The 18,876-nt window shown below is 68.3% G+C and carries 18 protein-coding genes and 3 pseudogenes; 10 read left to right on the top strand and 11 right to left on the bottom strand.

The window, feature by feature from the left end:
* Positions 1 to 26: 26 nt before the first annotated feature.
* The 3 genes from OG452_RS00755 to OG452_RS00745 form a co-directional block, all read right to left on the bottom strand.
* Positions 27 to 764, bottom strand: coding sequence for a phosphotransferase family protein (locus OG452_RS00755; RefSeq protein ID WP_327293619.1), 738 nt, complete (start codon positions 762 to 764; stop codon positions 27 to 29).
* A gap of 83 nt (positions 765 to 847) precedes the next feature.
* A complete protein-coding gene (locus tag OG452_RS00750; protein ID WP_327293618.1) occupies positions 848 to 1,447 on the bottom strand; it encodes a hypothetical protein in 600 nt (199 codons plus the stop codon).
* 11 nt (positions 1,448 to 1,458) lie between these two features.
* A complete protein-coding gene (locus OG452_RS00745; protein WP_327293617.1) occupies positions 1,459 to 1,788 on the bottom strand; it encodes an FAD-dependent oxidoreductase in 330 nt (109 codons plus the stop codon).
* Between the two features lie 93 nt (positions 1,789 to 1,881).
* Between OG452_RS00745 and OG452_RS00740 the strand changes: the two genes are divergently transcribed.
* Positions 1,882 to 2,109 (top strand): hypothetical protein, encoded by a 228-nt coding sequence (locus tag OG452_RS00740; RefSeq protein ID WP_327293616.1) that lies wholly within the window; start codon positions 1,882 to 1,884, stop codon positions 2,107 to 2,109.
* Positions 2,110 to 2,251: 142 nt separating this feature from the next.
* On the opposite strand, the gene OG452_RS00735 is transcribed toward OG452_RS00740, so the two are convergent.
* Both OG452_RS00735 and OG452_RS00730 read right to left on the bottom strand, forming a co-directional pair.
* Complete coding sequence (locus OG452_RS00735) at positions 2,252 to 3,427, bottom strand: anhydro-N-acetylmuramic acid kinase (protein ID WP_327293615.1); 1,176 nt, start codon at positions 3,425 to 3,427, stop codon at positions 2,252 to 2,254.
* A gap of 101 nt (positions 3,428 to 3,528) precedes the next feature.
* Positions 3,529 to 5,091, bottom strand: coding sequence for a sodium:solute symporter (locus tag OG452_RS00730; RefSeq protein ID WP_327293614.1), 1,563 nt, complete (start codon positions 5,089 to 5,091; stop codon positions 3,529 to 3,531).
* Between the two features lie 277 nt (positions 5,092 to 5,368).
* Here OG452_RS00730 and OG452_RS00725 point away from each other — a divergent pair, with 277 nt between their 5' ends.
* Both OG452_RS00725 and OG452_RS00720 read left to right on the top strand, forming a co-directional pair.
* Positions 5,369 to 6,316, top strand: a complete 948-nt coding sequence (locus OG452_RS00725; protein ID WP_327293613.1) for a MurR/RpiR family transcriptional regulator — start codon at positions 5,369 to 5,371, stop codon at positions 6,314 to 6,316.
* Positions 6,317 to 6,791: 475 nt separating this feature from the next.
* A pseudogene (locus OG452_RS00720) lies at positions 6,792 to 7,214 on the top strand (SMI1/KNR4 family protein); the annotation flags it as partial.
* A gap of 904 nt (positions 7,215 to 8,118) precedes the next feature.
* Here OG452_RS00720 and OG452_RS00715 read toward each other — a convergent pair.
* From OG452_RS00715 to OG452_RS00700, 4 genes are all read right to left on the bottom strand, one after another.
* Positions 8,119 to 8,517, bottom strand: coding sequence for a hypothetical protein (locus OG452_RS00715; RefSeq protein ID WP_266644789.1), 399 nt, complete (start codon positions 8,515 to 8,517; stop codon positions 8,119 to 8,121).
* A complete protein-coding gene (locus OG452_RS00710) occupies positions 8,514 to 9,368 on the bottom strand; it encodes an IS5 family transposase (protein WP_266644791.1) in 855 nt (284 codons plus the stop codon). Before OG452_RS00710 ends, OG452_RS00715 begins: the two co-directional genes overlap by 4 nt.
* 561 nt (positions 9,369 to 9,929) lie before the next feature.
* On the bottom strand, positions 9,930 to 10,184 hold the full coding sequence (locus OG452_RS00705; RefSeq protein WP_327293612.1) for a hypothetical protein: 255 nt from the start codon (positions 10,182 to 10,184) through the stop codon (positions 9,930 to 9,932).
* A gap of 365 nt (positions 10,185 to 10,549) precedes the next feature.
* Positions 10,550 to 10,768 (bottom strand): hypothetical protein, encoded by a 219-nt coding sequence (locus tag OG452_RS00700; RefSeq protein ID WP_327293611.1) that lies wholly within the window; start codon positions 10,766 to 10,768, stop codon positions 10,550 to 10,552.
* 748 nt (positions 10,769 to 11,516) lie between these two features.
* Between OG452_RS00700 and OG452_RS00695 the strand changes: the two genes are divergently transcribed.
* Positions 11,517 to 12,059 (top strand): GNAT family N-acetyltransferase, encoded by a 543-nt coding sequence (locus OG452_RS00695; RefSeq protein WP_327293610.1) that lies wholly within the window; start codon positions 11,517 to 11,519, stop codon positions 12,057 to 12,059.
* 415 nt (positions 12,060 to 12,474) lie between these two features.
* Here OG452_RS00695 and OG452_RS00690 read toward each other — a convergent pair.
* Positions 12,475 to 13,092, bottom strand: a pseudogene (locus OG452_RS00690) (helix-turn-helix domain-containing protein); the annotation flags it as partial.
* 140 nt (positions 13,093 to 13,232) lie between these two features.
* Between OG452_RS00690 and OG452_RS00685 the strand changes: the two are divergent.
* Together OG452_RS00685 and OG452_RS00680 are read left to right on the top strand one after the other, a co-directional pair.
* Complete coding sequence (locus tag OG452_RS00685) at positions 13,233 to 13,973, top strand: class I SAM-dependent methyltransferase (protein ID WP_327293609.1); 741 nt, start codon at positions 13,233 to 13,235, stop codon at positions 13,971 to 13,973.
* 238 nt (positions 13,974 to 14,211) lie between these two features.
* Positions 14,212 to 15,101, top strand: a protein-coding gene (locus tag OG452_RS00680) for an IS5 family transposase (RefSeq protein WP_442810146.1) whose coding sequence is annotated in 2 segments (ribosomal slippage) — positions 14,212 to 14,583 and positions 14,586 to 15,101 — 888 coding nt in all. Because the reading frame shifts where the segments join, the coding sequence is not laid out codon by codon here.
* Here OG452_RS00680 and OG452_RS00675 read toward each other — a convergent pair.
* Complete coding sequence (locus OG452_RS00675; RefSeq protein WP_327293608.1) at positions 15,079 to 15,441, bottom strand: VOC family protein; 363 nt, start codon at positions 15,439 to 15,441, stop codon at positions 15,079 to 15,081. The genes OG452_RS00680 and OG452_RS00675 overlap by 23 nt on opposite strands.
* 253 nt (positions 15,442 to 15,694) lie before the next feature.
* On the opposite strand from OG452_RS00675, the pseudogene OG452_RS00670 reads away from it, so the two are divergent.
* The 4 genes and pseudogenes from OG452_RS00670 to OG452_RS35320 form a co-directional block, all read left to right on the top strand.
* Positions 15,695 to 15,937 (top strand): annotated as a pseudogene (locus OG452_RS00670) (FAD-linked oxidase C-terminal domain-containing protein); the annotation flags it as partial.
* A 348-nt stretch (positions 15,938 to 16,285) separates the two neighbouring features.
* Complete coding sequence (locus OG452_RS00665) at positions 16,286 to 17,815, top strand: DHA2 family efflux MFS transporter permease subunit (protein WP_327293607.1); 1,530 nt, start codon at positions 16,286 to 16,288, stop codon at positions 17,813 to 17,815.
* 231 nt (positions 17,816 to 18,046) lie between these two features.
* Complete coding sequence (locus tag OG452_RS00660) at positions 18,047 to 18,469, top strand: DUF6314 family protein (protein WP_327293606.1); 423 nt, start codon at positions 18,047 to 18,049, stop codon at positions 18,467 to 18,469.
* Positions 18,400 to 18,870 carry a helix-turn-helix domain-containing protein gene (locus OG452_RS35320; protein WP_442809936.1) on the top strand — a complete coding sequence of 157 codons (471 nt, stop codon included), beginning with the start codon at positions 18,400 to 18,402 and terminating at the stop codon, positions 18,868 to 18,870. Before OG452_RS00660 ends, OG452_RS35320 begins: the two co-directional genes overlap by 70 nt.
* The last annotated feature ends 6 nt before the right edge of the window (positions 18,871 to 18,876 follow it).

Below are 18,876 nucleotides of genomic sequence, written 5' to 3'. Positions count from 1 at the left end.
CCGCGCAGCCGTGCAGCCTCACAACCTCACAGCCGGGATCTCAGCACGTCGATCTCACAGCCCGGCGCCGACGGGTCGAAGCCGTGCTCGACCAGCCAGCGAACCGCCAGCAGGCTTCGCAACGACCACCACCCGCGGATCACGTCGAGGTCGACGTCGGTGCCGTAGCCGGCGACGACGTCGCCGAGGTGCTCCTCGTGTCCGAGCGTCAGGGTGGCGAGGTCGAACAGGGCGTCACCCTGGCCCGCCTCGGACCAGTCGATGACGCCAGTGATCTCGTCGTCGTCGACGAACACGTGGCTGATCTGCAGGTCGCCGTGCGTGAACACGGGAGTCCGTGCCCGGAGCGCGACCGCGGCGATTTGGCGGTTGCGGGTGACCAGGTCGGCGGGCAGGACGCCGTTCGTCACGAGCCACTCGCACTCGCCGTCGAGATCGGCCGCCAACTCGTCGAGGCCCTGGCCGGGCCAGGGCGGCAACGGCGCGTCGTGCAACTTCCGGATGGCCGCACCCGCCGCGGCCCACGCCGCCGGCGACGCGGCCGACGGCTCGCCGAGGCGGCCGAGCGCCGTCCCCGGGACAGCGGCGATCGCGAGCACGGGCGGCTTGCGCCACAGGACCTGCGGGGTCGGGACCGGCGCCAGGGCCATCGCCTCGACCTCGACGTCGATGCGCGCCTGGTCGGCATCCACCTTCAGGAACACGTCGCCGACGCGCAGGGTCGCGCGCTCGGAATGGGCGACGACGACCTTGACCTCATCCATGGCGACCAGTATCCCGGGGACGATCGTCGATGTCGCCGGGTTTATCGCGTGCGACTGCGCGGCTGACCGAGTCCCGCTGCCCGTCAGGCTGTGCGGCGGTTCACGCCCCAGCGGGTGTCGTCGCCATCGAGTAGCAGCACATCCCACCGCCCCGACCACCGACCCGGCGAACCTTCCCGGTCAGAGCACTGACAGGGGATCAGGTCACAACCCGGCTGCCACAGTGAGGCCTTCCAGTACCGCTTCCTCGACCGTGCGCGGGTGACACAGTCGCCGATGGCGAAGACCTGTCCGGCCGCGATGCCGGCGGCCACCGGGTCGACCTCACTGACCGGCACATGGCCCTGAGCGAGCACCAATGCCGCGACACCGTCGAGCAGCACCGGCTCTTCTGTCAGGGTGTGCTGGAGGTAGACGGTGTCGGAATCCGCTCCGTACAGCCGCACGTTGGGCACGATGTCGACGCGCGCCCGCACCGCCTGCCCCCGCAGGGCGGAGCGTACGTACTGCTGCAGGTGCTCGCCCGCCGCGAAGCCGGTCACGCAGAGCGTGACCTTGCGGCCCTGGCCGGCGAGCCGGAGTGCGACCCCGATGCCGATCCAGTCACCACGCCAGTCCGCGACCACGATCCGGCCGCGCGGCACCTCACTGCCCCGGATCACCTCCCAGGCGTCCAGCACCACCGGGTCGTCGATCAGTTCCAGCTTCGCGCCGCGCGGGCCCCGGTGGCGAGTACCACCGCGTCCGGGGCCACGGCGGCCACGGCCTCGGCGTCCACCCGCGACCCCACCAGGACGCGGGCCCCCGAACGTCGTGCCTCACCCTCCAGGTTGGTGATCGCTCCACCGAACTCCGCCCGGCCCGGCAGGCGTTCGGCGAGCAGCACCTGCCCGCCGACGCGCCGGTCCGCCTCGTGCAGCTCCACCTCGTGGCCGCGCGCCGCCGCCACCGCCGCCGCTTTGAGACCGGCTGGTCCGCCGCCGATGACCAGTACCTTCTTGCGCCGGGTGATGGTCGGCAGCACACCGAAACGGCGTTCGCGCCCGGTCTCCGGGTGCTGGATGCGAGGCCCGCGCCGCCGGCGGGAGCATTCAGTACACGCGCACCCGCGGCCACGATGGAATGCAACACCTGGGTCCACAACAAAGACTCGCTGTACGGCGGCGTCGACTGCACCAACAGGTCCGCGGGCCCCGTCACATTCCACGCCGACATCATCTGCGGGATGGCCCCCGACGTGACGGGGAACTCCGTGACCGTACAGCCGGGGCAGGTGGGCGAATCATCCGGCCACTGCGCCTTCTACAGCACAGGCATCGGCGGCATCAGCTGGACCGTGGAGTAGTGGAGCAGTAGGAGTAAGGCCACCAGAGGCAAGCAGCCGGGCTGGAGCGGAAGTTGGGTTGTCTGCCAGACTGCACGCGTGAACGCACGATTCGCCCGTACGCGAAGGCGGAGCAGCCCCGCGATGTCGTGGGGAGAGGCGGTCAGCGGGCGGTGTGAGTGATGCGCAGCAGATGAGGGGTTTCTGCGGCAGGCTCGGGCAGACGCAGCGGCGACCGGCCGGGGGTGATGCTGCCCAGCAGCGTGGCCCGGCGGGCACCGGTGCCCGAGGGGAGGGTGCCCGGCAGACCGTTGACGGTGAGGAAGCCCAGTACGGCGAAGGCCAGGGCCTCCTTGGCGTCGGATGGCAGGCCCAGGTCGTCGCTGAGCTGCACTGGAACGCCGGACAGTTCGTCGGCGATCATGCGCATCAGTACGGGGTTGCGGGTGCCGCCTCCGGAGACGACCAGGCCGGTGACCCCGTAGGCGCGGCAGGGGTCGGCCACCGTGACGGCGGTGAGCTTCGTCAGGGTGGCCAGCACGTCGTCGGCCGATGTGGGCACCGCGTCCAGTGCCCGCTGCAGGTAGGGAAGGTGGAAGTGTTCCTTGCCGGTGCTCTTCGGGGCGGGCCTGCCGTAGTAGGGGTCATCCAGGAGTACGCGGAGCAGCTCGGGGCTGGTCCGGCCGGCGGCAGCCCTGCGTCCGTCCTCGTCGAAGTCGGCGGCGCCGGCGGTGAAGAGCCGCACGGCCGCGTCCAGCAGCGCGTTGGCGGGCCCGGTGTCGAAGGCCAGCGGCTCGGCGCCGGGAACGAGGACGGTGACGTTGGCGATGCCGCCGAGGTTCAGCGCTGCGGGTGTGCCGGGAAGCGCGCGCAGCAGCAGCGTGTCGGTCATGCCCACCAGCGGCGCCCCTTGCCCGCCCGCTGCCACGTCCCTGCTGCGGAGGTCGGAGACGACCGGGAGTCCGGTGGTCTCGGCGATCCAGGCGGGTTGGCCGAGTTGGAGCGTGCCGCGGACGGCGCCGTCCTCGACCCAGTGGTGCATGGTCTGGCCGTGCGAGACCACGAGGTCCGCGGCGCCGTCGCACAGCTCTCCCAGGGCGCGCTCGGCTGCGTCGGCGAAGGCTTGGCCGATACCGGTGTCCAGCGCACAGATGGCCTGCGCGGTCGTGGCCGCCGGCGGGAGGGTGGCGGCGATCAGGTCCCGCAGGTCGTCCGGGTAGGGGACGGAGAGGTGGCCCAGCGGACGCAGCAGCAGGGTGTCGCCGTCCAGGCGGAGGTCGGCGGCGGCGGCCTCGATGGCATCGTACGAGGTGCCTGACATCAAGCCGATCACACGCATGGTGTCTCCTGGTCTGCGGTCCGCCGCTCGGGCGGGGCCGGGCTGTAGTTGGGGCATATGTCTCAAGGGGCTGTTGGACGGGGAGGGCACGTATGTGCTCCTCACTCCCTGCCCGCGGGTGCCTCGACGCGGTCGGAACTGGGCTCCGGCGCGCCGTCGTTCGCGCCGGTCTCCGGGGAACGGTGGAACAGGCTTGTCAAGGCACCGACGGCCAGGGTGACCACAACGCCCGCCGGCACCAGCCACTGGGCGGCGACCGCTGTCGGGACGGTGGTGCCGGCCACGGTGACGTCGATCTTCACACCGCGCACGACGTACGTCATCACGCCGACCGTCACCAGGAACGCCACGACGGAGTCGGTCTCGTTCGCTCGCCGGACGATCCGGCCGAGCAGGAACGCGCCGAGCAGCGCGCCGTAGGTGTAGCCGGCGATCGTCAGGCCGGTGAGATACACGTTGCCCGTGCTGGTGCTGAAGGCGCAGGCGAAGACCGCCATCAGCACCGCCCACACCAGTGTCATCACCCGGGCGAGCTTGAGCAGGAACTCCTCCGAAGGAGTGCTGCGGAAGAAGCTGTGGATGATGTCGGCGACTGTCGAGTTCGACATGGAGTTCAGAGCCGCGGACAGCGAGCCCATGGCGGCGCCGATGATGCCGGCCACGAGGAGGCCGGAGATCACCACGGGCAGGCCGTGCAGGATGAAGCTCGGATAGAGGTTGTCGGAGCTGCTCAGGCCGAGTTCCTGGAAACTCTTGCCCTTGTTGTACGACCACAGCAGGGCGCCGACGAGGGAGAAGGCGGCGAACTGGACGGTGACGAAGACACCGGAGGCGATCATGGCCTTCTGGCCGTCGCGCAGTGAGCGGGTGGTCAGGATGCGCTGAACGATCAACTGGTCGGAGCCGTGGCTGGCCATCGCGAAGATGGCGCCGCCGATGATCGCGGTCGGCAGGGCGAACGGGCTGGTGAGGATGTGCGCCAGGTCGAAGTTGGTGTCGATCAGCTTGAAGTGGCCTGTGTGCAGGGCGCGTGAGAGGCCGTCGCCCCCGACGTGTCCGTACAGCACGGCGATGGCGAGGATGGCGCCGCCCAGGTACAGGCTCATCTGGATGGTGTCGGTCCAGATGACGGCCTTGATGCCGCCGAGGTAGGTGTAGACAACGGTGATCACCGTGAGCACGATGATGATGGTGCGGAAGCTCGTGTGCATGCCGAGCTCGTCCAGCAGCAGTTTGATCGGGATCGCGGAGGCGAAAAGCCGGACGCCCTCGGCGAGAAGCCGGGTGAAGACGAAGGTCACCGAGGCGAGGCCCTGCAGTTTCAGCCCGAAGCGGCTTCCAAGGTACTGGTAGGCACTGACGAAGCCGCCCCGTTTGTACAGGGGGATCAGCACGGTGGCTACGACGACCCGGCCGATCACGTAACCGAGGGCCAGTTCGACATTGCCGAAGCCCTGCCCGCTGTACGCGCCGCCGGGCACGCTGATGACAGTGAGCACGCTGGTCTCGGTGGCCACTACGGAGAACGAAACGGTCCACCACGGCATATGGCTGTCGCCGACGAAGTAGTCCTTCGCCGTTCTCTGCCGACCTGCCAGGCGCAGTCCGATCACGGAGATCGCCACCAGGTAGATGACGATCACCACGAGGTCGAGTTGGCGCACACTCACTCCTAGGCGGGGGCCGGCGATGGCACCGGCAGGTTGGGGTCGGTGGGCGGGCTGTCATACGCGGTGCGCGGACGGCGTGGGGGTTCGCGGGGTGCCGGTCACAGGACGGCCGAAAAGGGGCGGTGACCGGCGTGGATCCCGGTCCAGCGAGTATCGGAAGGCGAACCTCCGTATGTCAATAAGTAACTTAAGAAAATTCGGTACGTAAATTTTTGACGCACCCTTGAGGGGTGGTTAACGTGTGATCCACCTGCTCAGGGAGGAATGGCCCATGGCCAGCCAGGAACCACAGTGCACACCGCCCCGCCCGGGGGAGGACGCCTCCTCCGCCGACACTCTGGCGCGCATCCGCGCGACGCTGCCGTCCCTGGCGCCTTCGGAACGGCGCGTGGCCGAGACCGTCCTGGCCGATCCCGCCCAGGCCTCGGAGCTGTCCATCGGTGTGCTCGGTGAGCGGGCCAGTACCTCGGTGACGACGGTCATGCGCTTCTGCCGGACCCTGGGGATCGGCAGCTACCCCCAGCTGCGCCTCGCGCTGGCGGCGGCCGCCGCCCGTGAGCGCGCCCTTGGCAGCGAACGCCCCACGCCGGGCAGCGACATCAGCGCGACCGACACCCTCGACCAGATCGTCAGCAAGATCATCTACAACGAAGTCCGCGCCCTTGAGGACTCTGCGGCCGGGCTGGACGTCGAGATACTGGGCCAGGCGGTGGACGCCGTGGCGGGGGCCCGGCGGATCGACATCTTCGGCGTGGGTGCCAGCGCTTTCGTCGGCCAGGACATGCACCAGAAACTGCACCGGATCGGCCACATGGCGTTCATCTGGACCGACCGGCACGCGGCCCTCACCGCGGCTGCCCTCCTCCGGCCCGGCGACGTCGCCGTGGCCATCTCCCATTCCGGCGAGACCGAGGACACGGTAGAGCCCCTGCAGGCCGCCGCCGAACGCGGCGCCACCACCATCGCCCTGACCAACGATCCGCGCTCCACCCTCGCCGAGATCGCGGACCTCGTACTGACGACCTGCGCCCGGGAGACCCCTTTCCGCTCCGGTGCGACCGTCAGCCGCATCGCCCAACTGGCCGTCGTCGACTGCCTGTTCGTCGGCGTCGCGCAGCGTTCCTTCGACGCCACCACAGTGGCGCTGCATGAGACCTACGGGGTTGTCCAGCGCCGCAGGCGCCGACAGCCGCAGCGCCGCACGCCGGCCGACGACTGACGGCCGCCGGCAGCAGAGCTCCTCCCCACGCCGCCAACCCAAGGAGCAACGTGCGAGGGCGTGAGAGGCGGCGAGTACTGACCCGGATGGGAGAGCCTCCGCCGCGGTCAGATCCTCGCGGCGGAAGTGGCTGAGGGCCCGCCCAGCCAGGAAGGCGCCTTGCCCCGGTGAAGGCCGGGGAGGCGCGAGGCCCTGTCCCCTTGAGCATTGTGGCGACCGCGATGAGCGAGCAGGCCGCGATGGCGCACTCGGGGGTCTCGTCGACCTGGGTGCGCAGGTTGGCTTCGTTCACTTTCAGCGATTCTGGCCCAACTTCCGTGAAGCAGTCGCCGAGTGTTGCAAGCCGGCGGGGTGATACCTCAGTGGTGAGCCTGAAGCGGACCAGCACATCGCGCACCAGTCGGCACTGGATGCCGTACCGGTCCACCATGGCCACCGTGGAAAGCTGTCCCCGTGCCACTGTCCGGCGCAGAGGCTTGCGCGCCTGTATCGCGAGGTCGCTGACGGCGGCTTCGGCCCTGACTACCGACTGCTGCCGCTGCTTGGTCAGGGCTCCAGCGTCGCTGGCGACTACCTGACGCGACGTGAGGCGTCCGTTGGCGTGGAGCACCCGGAGTGGCCCGAAGGCATCGTACCGATCCTGACCTGGGGCTGTGCCATGTACGCAGGCGTTGATTGTCTCAGTGAGGACGGTCAGGTCCTGCTCTTCGAGCCGAACCCGTACAGCGGCGGATCGTGGGATCAGTGTTGGTTCCTCGACTCCGCCAGCCTCGCAGCGTGGCTGGCCACATGGCTCGCGGGGACGGGCTGGTTCGAGGAGGACGCCTTCGACAGGGACGACCTGGTCGAGCCTCAGCCATGGGACCAGGCAGCAAGCCGACTGTCCTCCGGCGCATAGCGAAACATCAACACTTCGTCCCGTTGGCGCAGACGCGGTCGTCCCGGCCATGCTCACGGCTCCCTTCGGAGAGTCGGCGTCGGGGCGCCCTGGAGGCGGTTGCGTTGGCTGGTGCCGACGAGGAGTGGAAGCACGGGCAGTTCTTCCCGTGGGCGCTGGCCCATCTTCGCCTTGACGCGGCGCTGGTGCTTCTTCTGGTTGGCTTCCGCGATGGTGACGGGACTGGGGGCTGCCCAGGGCCCCAGGGGCGCGGGGTCCTCGGCGGCCCATTGCGCGAGGTCGAGGTAGAACGCCCGCCCCGTCGTCAGATCCGATCGCGCGCTCTCCCGCGGACTGGTGACCGAGGCCGCGCTGCCATCAGGCCTTCGGATTGTCGTCGTCTTCGTCCGGTGCAGCGTCTTCCAGGCGGAGGCAACCTCCGGTGGCAGGCGAAGAGAGTCGATGGCCGGGTGGTGAGTTTCCAGGTTCCTCCAGAACAGGCTCCCCAGGACCGGGAAACGGCCGAGAGCGACGTGTAGTCCAGGGCGGGCTGGCGCTCGCGCAGGTTGTCCACGAGCAGCTCGCGCACCGGTTTGCAGGCGATCTCGGTAGCGGTCGATCATCTCCGCGACGCTGAGCTGGCCTTGTCCTCCGGTGAAGGCTCGGATCGTTGAGGGCGCGTCCGGAGGCAAGACGCCAGCCCTGTGCCGCAGCCAGTAGAACGCGGTTCGGTCGCCGGTCGTTGCGTGGGTAAGGTCCTGGGCCTCCAGGATGTCCACGCGGTCTCCGACCGTGATTTCGCTGATGGATCCGCCGTTGCGGGCGAGGACAACCGAGATTCGGTGCCGGGCGATCCGTAATACGGCTGGCGGCACTTTGTCGGACGCCGCTTGGGCACTCAGAAGGTCGAACCCCTCAGAGGTCGTTAAGTCCGTTTTTGGTAGCGACCTCGTCCGGGTTGGGTGAGGAAGCCTTGGCGGGTGAGGCGTCCGAGGCGGCTGCGGGTGATGTTGACGGATGCCTCGTCGGTGGGCATGCCGAGGAGTTCGTGCAGCTCACGGGCTCGGAACTCTTGGTCGGGGTGCTGGTTGAAGGTGTTCACGATGGCCTGGTAGGCGGTGTTCGTCTCGGGCAGTGCGGGTTGGCCTCCAACCGGTGCGAGTTCGGCGATGACCTTCTGGGTGGTGGCCAGGTCCGTGAGTCGCGCTTCGGTCTCGGCCAGCAAGGCGGTCAAGTGCTGGATCTGGTCGCGCAGTTCACCGGCGCGGGCTGTGGTCTCGTCGTGCTGGGCCTGGAGGTCGGCCAGGAGCTCGATGACGTTCACGCGGCCAGCCCGAGGGTGTCGCGCCAGGCCGGACTCGGTGTGGTGAGGCGGCGGGCCATGTTCGCGATCGAGGCCCAGTAGACGCGCGAGGCGGACGTGTCGGGGCGGTGGTCGTACTCGCGGGCCAGGCGGCGGTGCAGCATCAACGTGCCGTTGACCTGCTCCACGATCCACCTCTTCGGTTGCGGGACGAAGCCTTTGCCCTGGTCGCCCGGGTTGCGGCGGACGACCTCGACGTCGATGTCCAGCAGGGCACCGTGGATGAGAACCTCGTCCTTGAAGCCCTGGTCCACCAGGACCTTCTCCAGGCGCATCCCGCACCGCTCGGCGGTCTGGTCGAGCAGGGCGGTGCCGGCGGTGTTGTCGTGGGCGGAGGCGGCCAGGACGACGACGCCGATGACCAGCCCCAGCACGTCGACGGCCAGTCCCCGCTTGCGGCCCGACACCTTCTTGTTGGCGTCCAGTCCCGTCGTGGTCTTCGGGACACCCGCGGCCGCGCGGACGGACTGGGTGTCGAAGATTACGAGGGACGGGTCCTCTAATCGCCGGGCTCTCTCCCGTACCTGGCAGCGCAGGAGTTCCTGGATCCGCTGGTCAAGACCGTCTTCGCGCCACAGGCCGAAGTAGTAGAACACCGCCGACCAGGCTGGCAGGTCATGGGGCAGATAGCGCCACTGACAACCCGTCCGGTTCTGGTAGAAGATCGCGTTCACGACCTCCCTCAGATCGCAGGTCCCGGGATCGCCGGTCGCCGACCGTGCCGTCCTGTCCTGCTTCCAGGCCGTGATCATCGGCTCGATCAACGCCCAATGCTCATCCGACAAGTCGCTCGGATACGGTCTTCGGTCCATACCCGCATCCCAGCATGCACATGACGAACGGTCGGCCCGTACGGGAACCAGTACCACGATCGAGTGATCACCAACCGGGGAAGATCGGACTTAACGACCTCTCAGGGTCGCGGGCCGATGCCATCGCTCGTGCGAGGCGCTGTGAGGTGCGGCTGAGGAGCCATGCCGATGTGGTACGGATGATGTCCCCGCAGATCAGCATCAGGAGCCCCGGCGACAACTGCGAGTCACGCAGGACCAGTCCTTGAGTTCGGACTAACCACTGCCGGGGCAGATCGAGCCAGTCCTCCTTCGGCAGGTTCTCGGCCCCCGTGGAAGTCCAGCGTTCCTGCCAGGTGGCTCCGGGTTGGGTCTCCAGCCAGGTCAGTACGTAGCGGACGCCCCGGCACCGGGGCCTCGACGTGGCCTCGTTCTGCGCGGTGAACGGGGGCTGTGCCAAGCGGTGCGCGACTTCGTCCCTGGGTGCCTTGGTGGCCGACCAGGAAGCGGACAGATTCCGAGCGGGGAACTTACCTCTCAGCGCGGACTGTGCTTCCCCGATTCGCCCTCGTTCTGCGGACTTCAGTGCTGGCGGGCTGTGCTCGACGGTGGCCAGGCCTCGGGCCTTCCGAACAGGACGTCCATCGAAGCGGGGGCGTAGCCGGGGGCGGGCAGCGGCGGTCGCAGTTGCCCGGTGGCCTGCCGGGCGTGCTGGGCCAGTATGTGCCCGACGATCTCGTCGGAGCCGGGGGTGGGGTAGATCTGAAGAGTGGTCAGCTGCTTGTGGGCGAGAACCCACTGCACGTCGGTGAGGCGGACAAGGGGATTGCTGCTCATGCGGTAGGTCGCCGTGTGGCGGAGGCCATACAGGGACCAGTTCCACCCGAGGAGCTCCTGGACACGGATGAACATCGCCCTGGCCGCCGGGTACTCCAGCGGCCTCCAGGGGCGCCGGAGCGTCCACCAGAGCGGGGCGTTGCGTCCCCGGGGCCCCCGCAGCGCCAGGCCTCCTCCTGGGCGAGCCTCAGCCGACGAACTCGTCCGACGAGGCCGGCACCCGCTGGTAGTCGCGGGTTCCCTTGCGGATCACGCCGATGACCTCCTCGCCGGGTCGGCGTCGCGGTTTGTGCTGGTCAGTAGCTTTTCCGCGCGTACGCCCGTGGAGACCCAGAAGGCGAGCATCGCGCGGTCCCGGTTGTACTTCAGCGCGGCGAGATCGCGTTGAACATCTCGTCCGGAATCCGTCGCGGGATCCGCTTCGGGACCTTGGGCCGGTAGCGGCCGGTCCGCTCGTGCTTGAACTGCTTCATCGGATTGTGGTGGGCATTCGCCCGGCTGGCTTGATGGGAGCGGTCCAGCGGGAACGGGTTGATGATCGGTCCGGTGCCCTCGCGGAGGTGGAAGTCGTAGAAGGTCCGCATGACCGTTTCTCAGTGAGCCCTCGTCGTCGCCGCGTACTTGACGCCCGGTGACGACTTGCCCGCCACAGGTTTCGGTGTCCCCGGTGGCGGCCTCTTCACCACGGCACCAGGCCCCTTCGGTGTTGCCGTCTGCGGTCGGAGCTGGAGGCGCCAGTGCACGCGTACGGGCTTGTCGACCAGCAGCATCAAGCGCATGAAGTCCCTCGCCTCGACGCTGGTCGCCCGGTCCCAGCTGACCTCGAGACCCAGAGGAATCGCAGCCAGCGCAGCAAGTCCAACGCGTAGGAGCGCAGGGTCGTGTCTTCGCGGCCCGCAGCCTGGAGGTCCTTGAAGAACGCCTGGGCCTTCGCGCAGACCCGCCCGTCCTTGTCGATCAGCTGGTACGGATCCCAGGGATCACCGGTCTCCCGTAAGCGACCCCACTGCGGCAGCTCCAGAGCAGACAGATCACGCTCGGCCCTCTCGTTCTCAGGCCTGCCCGGAAGCTAGCAGCAGCATCCTCCATATGGGCCCTGAACTGGGAAAACTCCCGAGTTGGTTCAGTAAAATGAAACGCTCATCACCTGGGCCGCCCTCACCCTCATGACCCGTGGGCTCACCCGGCGATGTGCTGCAGCAGTACGTCCTTGACCGCCAGAGCACACCACACATCAGCCGGACTGAACGGGATGCCCCTTTTCGCCAGACGCCGGATGGAGGCCGAGACCGCGCGCACCAGGGTGTCAGAGGTGGGTGCCAGGATCTCAGAATGACTACCGACCTCCTCACCTTTCAGCAGCTCACCTCGTCTGGCGGCGTCACTCCCCAACTCCGACAGGCCCTCGCCGATTGCTGGGTCGAGGTCACTAACGCGGGCGGTGCGGCCGGCTTCCCCTTTCCCCCTGTCGATGTCGCCACCGTAACTCCGGCCCTCGATCGCATCATCAGCCTGCTTTCCCCCGACACCAGTCGGCTCCTCACGGCAACCATGGACGGGGAACTTGCAGGCTGGCTCAACATCCGACGCGACCGGTTCGAGCTGATAGCCCACTGGGGCACTCTTCACCACGTCCAGACCCGAACCGCTATAAGAGGGCGGGGTATCGGTCGTGCCCTTATGCATGAAGTGCGCAGGGTCGCCAGGGATGAGATGGGCCTGGAACAGCTGCATCTCGCCGCCCGCGGCGCTGTCGGCTTGGAGGACTTCTACGGGAGCCTCGGCTGGAAGGAAGTCGGCCGGTGGCCCGGCGCCCTCCGGCTCTCCGCAGGCGACGATCGCGATGAGATCCTCATGATCATCACCCCGCTCTGAGCCCACGCCACCCGATCGTGCCGAGAAGCTCAATGATCAGGTCACGCAGTTCGCCACAGAGTACGCCCTGCCGACGAGGCTGACCGTTCGGGGTTCGCAAACAAGTACTAACCGAAGGGGACGATGTGCCCGACAGACCACGGCTGAAGGAGGCCCGTGACTTCCTGCGGGCCGAGCTGGCGACCGGGCAGACGGAGACGACCGAGTGGACCACGCGGGGTTAATGGCTGGCCCTCATGCGTTTCGGGCGGAGGCGCTTTGACACAGCGCCCACGCCCGACCCGGACGGCTTGCTCTTTCAATACGGCACGTACGCCTTCAGCGGGCGACCGATGTTCACTGTGGACCTCACGCGGCAGTTCGACGTCACCGACGACGACGACGAGCATGACCACTTCGTGCAAGTTCACTGCGTGTGGTAGGTGGCCGGTATCCGGTCCGGTCTTCCCTGCTTGACCCAGCAGGAGCCGGACGGATGCCCAGCGGGCCGAACTCGCCGGGGAAGTGCTCGATGGCCTGCTCGGTTCGGTCGAGCTTGGCGTCGAAGTCGGGTCGGTGGACTCCTTCCAGGTTTTGGTGCGCTGGAGGTGATGCCATGCCGCTTGAGTAGCACCGGCAGGGCCTCGCGATCGATGTGGATCACGCGTGCGTGGACTTTGCGCAAGTAGGCGGTGAGCTTGCGGATCGACCAGCGGGTGAACGGCTGGCCGAGCTTGACCGGGCGGGTGGTGGCCGTCTGGATGACGAAGGCTTTCGTCGTCATCGCTGTAGGCGGGGGACTGCCTCCCACCCACCGAGGGTTCAGGCTAGGCCAGGCCGATCGCGTTTGAAGCGGTGGATATCATCGCGGACGGTGTCCTCATCGACGGCCACGAGACGGGCGATGACCGGGACGGTGTCGCCGCCCGCAGAGGCCGGCAGGATCATCGCCCGCCGGTAGCGCACGCTGTTCGTGCTGTCCCACCGGACGTTCTTGCAGCTTCTGCTCCTCGTAGCCGGCGATCTTGCGGACTTGAACCCGTGGTGTCGCCACGTCTCCTGACGCTGGAACGAGTCGATCGACCCCACCCGATCGCATCGGCAGCCAGACAGGACACCCGTGAACCGGTGAACGTTCCCGGTCCCAGCACAATCGTGTTGACCGCCCCCCGCAGGCAATGCTTGAGTCGGCGCGTGGACAGCATTTCTGCCAACCGGCGGTTCTGGAACCAGATCAGCAGCGCCTACCAGCACGAGCACGACCCGCAGATCGGCGCAACGCCCCGGTTGTGGGGCACGTACGCCATCCCCGACGCGCACCTGCACGCCCTGGGCGACGTCACCGGCAAGCGCGTCCTCGAACTCGGCTGCGGCGCCGGCCAGTGGTCCAGGGCGCTCGCCGCTGAGGACGCCACGGTGATAGGGCTCGACCTGTCCGAAGCCCAGCTCGCCGCGGCAGCTCGCGAGATGGGAGCTGCCCGCTACCCGCTGGTGCAAGGCGCCGCCGAAAACCTCCCGTTCGCCGCCGACAGCTTCGACCTGGTGTTCTGTGACTACGGCGGGCTTAGCTGGGCGCCCCCGCACCTGGCCATCCCGCAGGCCGCACGCATCCTGCGCCGCGGTGGGCGCCTGGTGTTCAACGTCGCCAGCCCATGGTTCGAAGCCTGCTACGACGAAGCCGCCAGCCGCGTAACCAAGACGCTGCAGCAGGACTACTTCGGGCTGGCCACCATCGCCGAAGACCAGGGCGCGGTCAGCTATCAGCTCACCTACGGCGGCTGGATCAAGGTCCTGCGCGGCGCAGGTCTCGTCATCGACGACCTCATCGAGCCGCGGCCCGAACCCGGAACAGCCAACGGCTACAACCAAACCGACCCGCCTGACTGGGCATACCGCTGGCCGGCAGAAATGCTCTGGGTAACCCACAAACCGTAAGCACCGCCGCACCGAGACGTGAAGGTACCCCCTCCTCGGTTGGCCCAGTGGCCTGCGGGTGGCCGGCACCCTCGTCGCTGACCTGCTCGGCACGCACCGCCCGACCTGCTCCAGCGCTTGCCGACGGGCGACGACCACCGGTGCTGGTGGAGTATGCGACCGCCGACGAACACGCCGAGCAGCGGCTTGTCACGGCACTCGCGCAACTCGCCGAGCGCGGCTGGGCAGTTTCGTTTGGATCAGTTGGTCGTTGGTGTCGTTGACTGATGCGCAGTGGGCGCGGATCGAGCCGTTGCTTCCGGATCGGACGCCGAGGCGGGGTGGCCGTTGGCGGGACCATCGAGAGGTGGTCGACGCGATTGCCTTCAAGATCCAGACTGGCACGCAGTGGGTTCACCTGCCGGAGAAGTACGGCAACTGGCGAGGTGTCTACAACCGGCTGCGGATGTGGGCTGTCGACGGCACGTGGGAGCGGGTCTTCACCACTCTGGTGGCCCAGGCCAACGCGGACGGGGACCTCAACTGGGCCGTGTCGGTGGACTCCACGATCGTGCGGGCTCACCAGCCCGCGGCCGGGGCCCGGAAAAAGGGGCCCCGGCGGGCGAACCTGACGACCACGCCATCGGCCGGTCCCGCGGCGGACTGAGCACGAAGATCCACCTCGCCGCCGACGACCGCTGCCGCCCACTGGCCTTTCACCTCACCGCCGGACAGGCCGGTGACGCGCCCGCCTTCACCGACGTCATGGCCCGCCTGCGCGTTCCTCGTCGGCGAGGACGGCCCCGCACCAGGCCGGACCTGGTCCTGGCCGACAAGGCGTACTCCTCCCGCGCGATCCGCGAGCACCTGCGCAAGCGCGGCATCCGGGCAGTGATCCCCGTCCCCGCCGACCAGCGCGGACACCGGCTCCGCCGGGGCAGCCGCGGCGGCAGACCACCGGCCTTCGACCGTGAGACTTACAAGTGGCGCAACGCTGTCGAACGGTGCATCAACCGCCTGAAGCAGTGGCGCGGGATCGCCACCCGCTACGAGAAGACCGCCACCATCTATCTGGCCGGACTCCACATCGCCGGTATTTTCCTCTGGTCCGCCCGATCCTTCATCCTCAGACGTGACTGTGGACGTTGATGACACTTCCGTCGGGTGCCTGAACAAAGAAACGTCGGATTCCCCATGGTTCCGTGGTCAAGGGATAGACCACCTGGTACCCCTGGCGCTCGGCCGCGGCGTACGCGGCGTCAACGTCCTCGACTTCGACCGCCAGTGTCGAATGGGCGGTATGCGGGTCCCATGAGTCTGCGGCAGGGGAGACCACGGTCATCTGTGCCGTCGGGTTACCGGGCGAGGCCAACATCAAGAAGCCGGGCTCGTCCATGCGCACGTCCATGCCCAGGAAATCGCTGTAGAAGCTTTGGCTCTCTTCGATGTCCTGGGTGACGACGTTGGGCATGATGCGACGGATCGTCATCCTCGCACTGTAGCGGAGGACCGCTCCAACAGCTTGATCCAAACGAGAGGCTCTAGGTGACCGATGCCACCGTCGGTCCCGTCGGCCGGATGTGGGAAGCCCGGCACGCCGTGCCGGAAATCACTCACCGGATGCATCCGATGCTCCTTCGACATCTCGGTCTCCCGCACGGGAATCTCCGCGCTCCGCACCTGCCTGACAGCGTGATTGACCGAACAGTGGCCCGGAAGCAAGCCCCTGGAACTGGGGCCATTACGGCGACGGCGGCCTCCCTCTGCTGCTGCCCCTCCCGGCGGAGACCGACACAGCGGCGGTGACTCGTGCCGTTCTGGACACCGTCGTCCGCGAGCACCACGGTAGCTTCAGTGCCGAGCACGGTATCGGGCCGAAGAACCTCGATGCCTATCTCACCTATGTCCGGGAGCCGGCTCGGGTCAGGGCAAAGGCCCTCAAGCCACACTTCGATCCCCAGGGAGTGCTCCTCTCGGCTGCCTGACGGGCCGTCGCAGCGCGCACCCGCCACCCACGCCGGAGTGGGCCTGGTGGCTCGTAGTGGTGTGGGTGATGTACGAGCCCGCTCGTCCGCCTGGCCCGATGGTGGTGGTGCGTGTGCGGCGGTCTTGGGCCAGGCTGGAGTGCGAACTGTTCCGTCGGCGGGGCTGGCCTGTGCCTGTCTGCGGTGCATGGTGAACGCGAATGCCACTGGAGGCGATGGGTGGATCAGGGCTCTGCCGGTGGCGGTACGGACCACGGCGAGGGGCGCGGTGACGTGGCACGGGACCGGGACTGCCCCACCGGGGCCGTCTCCCGGGCGGGTGGGGGTGGTCCGGGCCGGGCCGGGGTTGTGCCGTTGGCTTCTCGGGCTGGGCGTGGTGTGTTGGCGTGTGCGGTGCTTGGTTCGGGCATGACGATGCTGGACGGCACGGTGGTCAATGTCGCGTTGCCGCGGATCGGAGCCGATTTCGGTGTGCCGTTGTCGGCGCTCCAGTGGACTCTCACCGCGTACATGCTCCCGCTCGCGGGGTTGATTCTGCTCGGTGGCGGGCTCGGGGACCGTTATGGGCGGCGTCGGGTTTTCATGATCGGGGTGGTGTGGTTCGCGGTGGCGTCGGTGTTGTGCGGGCTGGCGCCGAATGATGGTGCGTTGATCGCGGCTCGTGCATTGCAGGGAGTGGGCGGGGCGTTGCTCACGCCGGGGTCGCTGGCGTTGGTGCAGGGCACGTTCCGGGAGGGGGACCGGGCCAGGGCGGTTGGGCTGTGGTCGGGCCTGGGTGGCGTGGCGACCTCTGTCGGGCCGTTTCTGGGTGGGTGGTTGGTGGATGGGCCGGGCTGGCGGTGGATTTTCTACATCAACGCGCCGCTCGCCCTTGCTGTGCTGCTGCTCGCGGTGCGTTGGGTGCCGGAGAGCCGTGACTGGCAGGCGAGTGGGCGGTTCGATGTGGCGGGTGCCGTGCTCGCTGCTCTCGGTCTGGCCGGTGTCACCTATGCGCTGATCGATGCGACCGGTGGTTTCGGGCCGACGGTGATCGCGGCGGTGCTGGCCGGGCTGGTGTTCATCGCGTTGTTCGTACGGCGGGAGCGCAGCACGGGGCATCCCATGCTCCCGCTGGGGATGTTCCGGGTGAAGCTGTTCACGTCGGTCAATCTGGTCACGCTGTGTCTCTACGCGGCGATCGGCGGGGTGTTCTTCCTGCTGCCCACGCAGTTGCAGAACGGCCTGGGGTACGAGGCACTGACCGCCGGGGTGGCCTCGCTGCCGATCACCATCTTGATGATGCTGCTGTCGGGGCCGGCAGGTGCGCTGACGCAGCGGATCGGCCCGCGCCCGCTGCTGACCCTGGGCCCCCTGGTCGCGGCGGCGGGCATGCTGCTGCTGCGCCGGGTACATCCGGGTGGTTCGTACTGGGCGGATGTACTGCCCGCTGTGGTGGTGCTGGGGTTCGGTATGAGTATGTTCGTCGCGCCGCTGACCGCGACGGTTCTGGCGTCCGTCGATGTACGGAGGGCCGGCATCGCCAGCGGCGTCAACAACGCGGCCGCGCGGGTTGCGCAGTTGCTCGCGGTGGCCGCTCTGCCGCTCGCGGTCGGCCTGTCCGGCAGCGGATACCGCACTGTCTCCTCGGTTGACCGTGCCTTCGGTGAGGCGGTGCTGGTCTGTGCCGGGCTCATGGTGCTGGGCGGGGCCGTGTCGTGGGTCACGGTGCCGGCCGATGTGCTGCGGCCCGCCGAGGACACTTCGCGAGCCCGCCCGGAGTGCAACGTGCACGGCGCGCCGGCGCTCCCGCCGCTGGAGCCGGGCCGGCGCCGCGATGCCGACCCTGCCGGCCCTGGCGGCCCCAGGGATAGCGGGACCGCGCCGGCCCACGACTGCTGACAGGGGGCAGTGGCGGATGAACAGTTTCTGCGGCCTCTTCATGTGGTGCCGGGGGTGGCGAAGCGGTGCGCTCGTCCGGCCCCGGATGAGCTGTGGGCCGGTACCGGGGCCTAGCATGGCGGAGGACCGGCAGGACGGGCCGGCAGGACGGACCGGCAGGGCGGTGGGACAGTGGGGCGACAGGACACGGCGGCGGGCGGGGACGTCTCGCTACCGGGCGGATTTCACCATGTGGCGGACACTCTGGGGTATCTCGCGGGACGATGGCGGGTCGAGAGGTCGGTGTATGACCTGTCCGAGGACCGGTATGGCAGGTTCCGGGGTACGACCGACTTCGTACGTGGGGAGCTTGGCGTCGGCCTGCGGCAGGTCGAGCGGGGAGAGTTCACGTGGGGCGGGGTGACCCGGCCCGCCTGCCGTGAGTATCTCCTCGAGCCGGCCGGGGACGGGGCGGCCTTTGTGCGGTTTGCCGACGGCCGCCCGTTCCATGCTCTGGACCTGCGTGACGGGCGGTGCGTTGCCGGTCATCCGTGCGCCGAGGATGTCTATCGCGGCGAGTTCGGTGTGGTGGGGGTGGATTGCTGGTGGGTGGTGTGGCGAGTGTGTGGTCCGGCCAAGGATCTGCGGTTGGTGACACTGCACCACAGGATCTGACTGCTGGAGCGTCGCGGCAGTCGCTCGGGGCGCAGGTTCATGTGGCTGCCAGTGGCTCGTCTCGGATCCCTGGCCAGGTAATAGGTCGTGATCATGGAGGTGGTCGTGGGGCGTCGTCCGGGGGTGTTCGTTCGACCGGTGAGCATGGAGGAAGGGCGTCGGCTGCAGCAGACCAGTCGAAGTGCGAAGTACCCGGCGAGCTGCGGCGGGCGATCGTCGTGCTGATGTCCGCGCAAGGCCAGTCGGTGCCGGACATTACCTCGTTGATGCAGGTCAGCGTCGACTATGTGCGCGCTGTCAGCCACGCCTTCAACCAGCGGGGGTTCGACGCGCTCGACCCGGAATGGAGAGGGGGCGCCCCAGGTCGATCGGTGGCCAGATGCGCGAGCATATCTGCCTGATCGGCC

Source organism: Streptomyces sp. NBC_01197 (genome assembly GCF_036010505.1).
Lineage (GTDB): Bacteria > Actinomycetota > Actinomycetes > Streptomycetales > Streptomycetaceae > Streptomyces.
The sequence above is the reverse complement of the archived record's forward strand: the minus strand, read 5'-3'. Positions and strand labels throughout refer to the sequence as shown.

Bases quoted from the DNA above. Each gene is read 5' to 3' on its own strand.
- OG452_RS00735 (WP_327293615.1), bottom strand. From the start codon at position 3,427: ATGCGTGTGATCGGCTTGATGTCAGGCACCTCGTACGATGCCATCGAG.
- OG452_RS00675 (WP_327293608.1), bottom strand. From the start codon at position 15,441: ATGACGATCCGTCGCATCATGCCCAACGTCGTCACCCAGGACATCGAA.
- OG452_RS00755 (WP_327293619.1), bottom strand. From the start codon at position 764: ATGGATGAGGTCAAGGTCGTCGTCGCCCATTCCGAGCGCGCGACCCTG.
- OG452_RS00695 (WP_327293610.1), top strand. From the start codon at position 11,517: ATGACTACCGACCTCCTCACCTTTCAGCAGCTCACCTCGTCTGGCGGC.
- OG452_RS00725 (WP_327293613.1), top strand. From the start codon at position 5,369: ATGGCCAGCCAGGAACCACAGTGCACACCGCCCCGCCCGGGGGAGGAC.
- OG452_RS00700 (WP_327293611.1), bottom strand. From the start codon at position 10,768: ATGCGGACCTTCTACGACTTCCACCTCCGCGAGGGCACCGGACCGATC.
- OG452_RS00710 (WP_266644791.1), bottom strand. From the start codon at position 9,368: ATGGACCGAAGACCGTATCCGAGCGACTTGTCGGATGAGCATTGGGCG.
- OG452_RS00740 (WP_327293616.1), top strand. From the start codon at position 1,882: ATGGAATGCAACACCTGGGTCCACAACAAAGACTCGCTGTACGGCGGC.
- OG452_RS00705 (WP_327293612.1), bottom strand. From the start codon at position 10,184: ATGAGCAGCAATCCCCTTGTCCGCCTCACCGACGTGCAGTGGGTTCTC.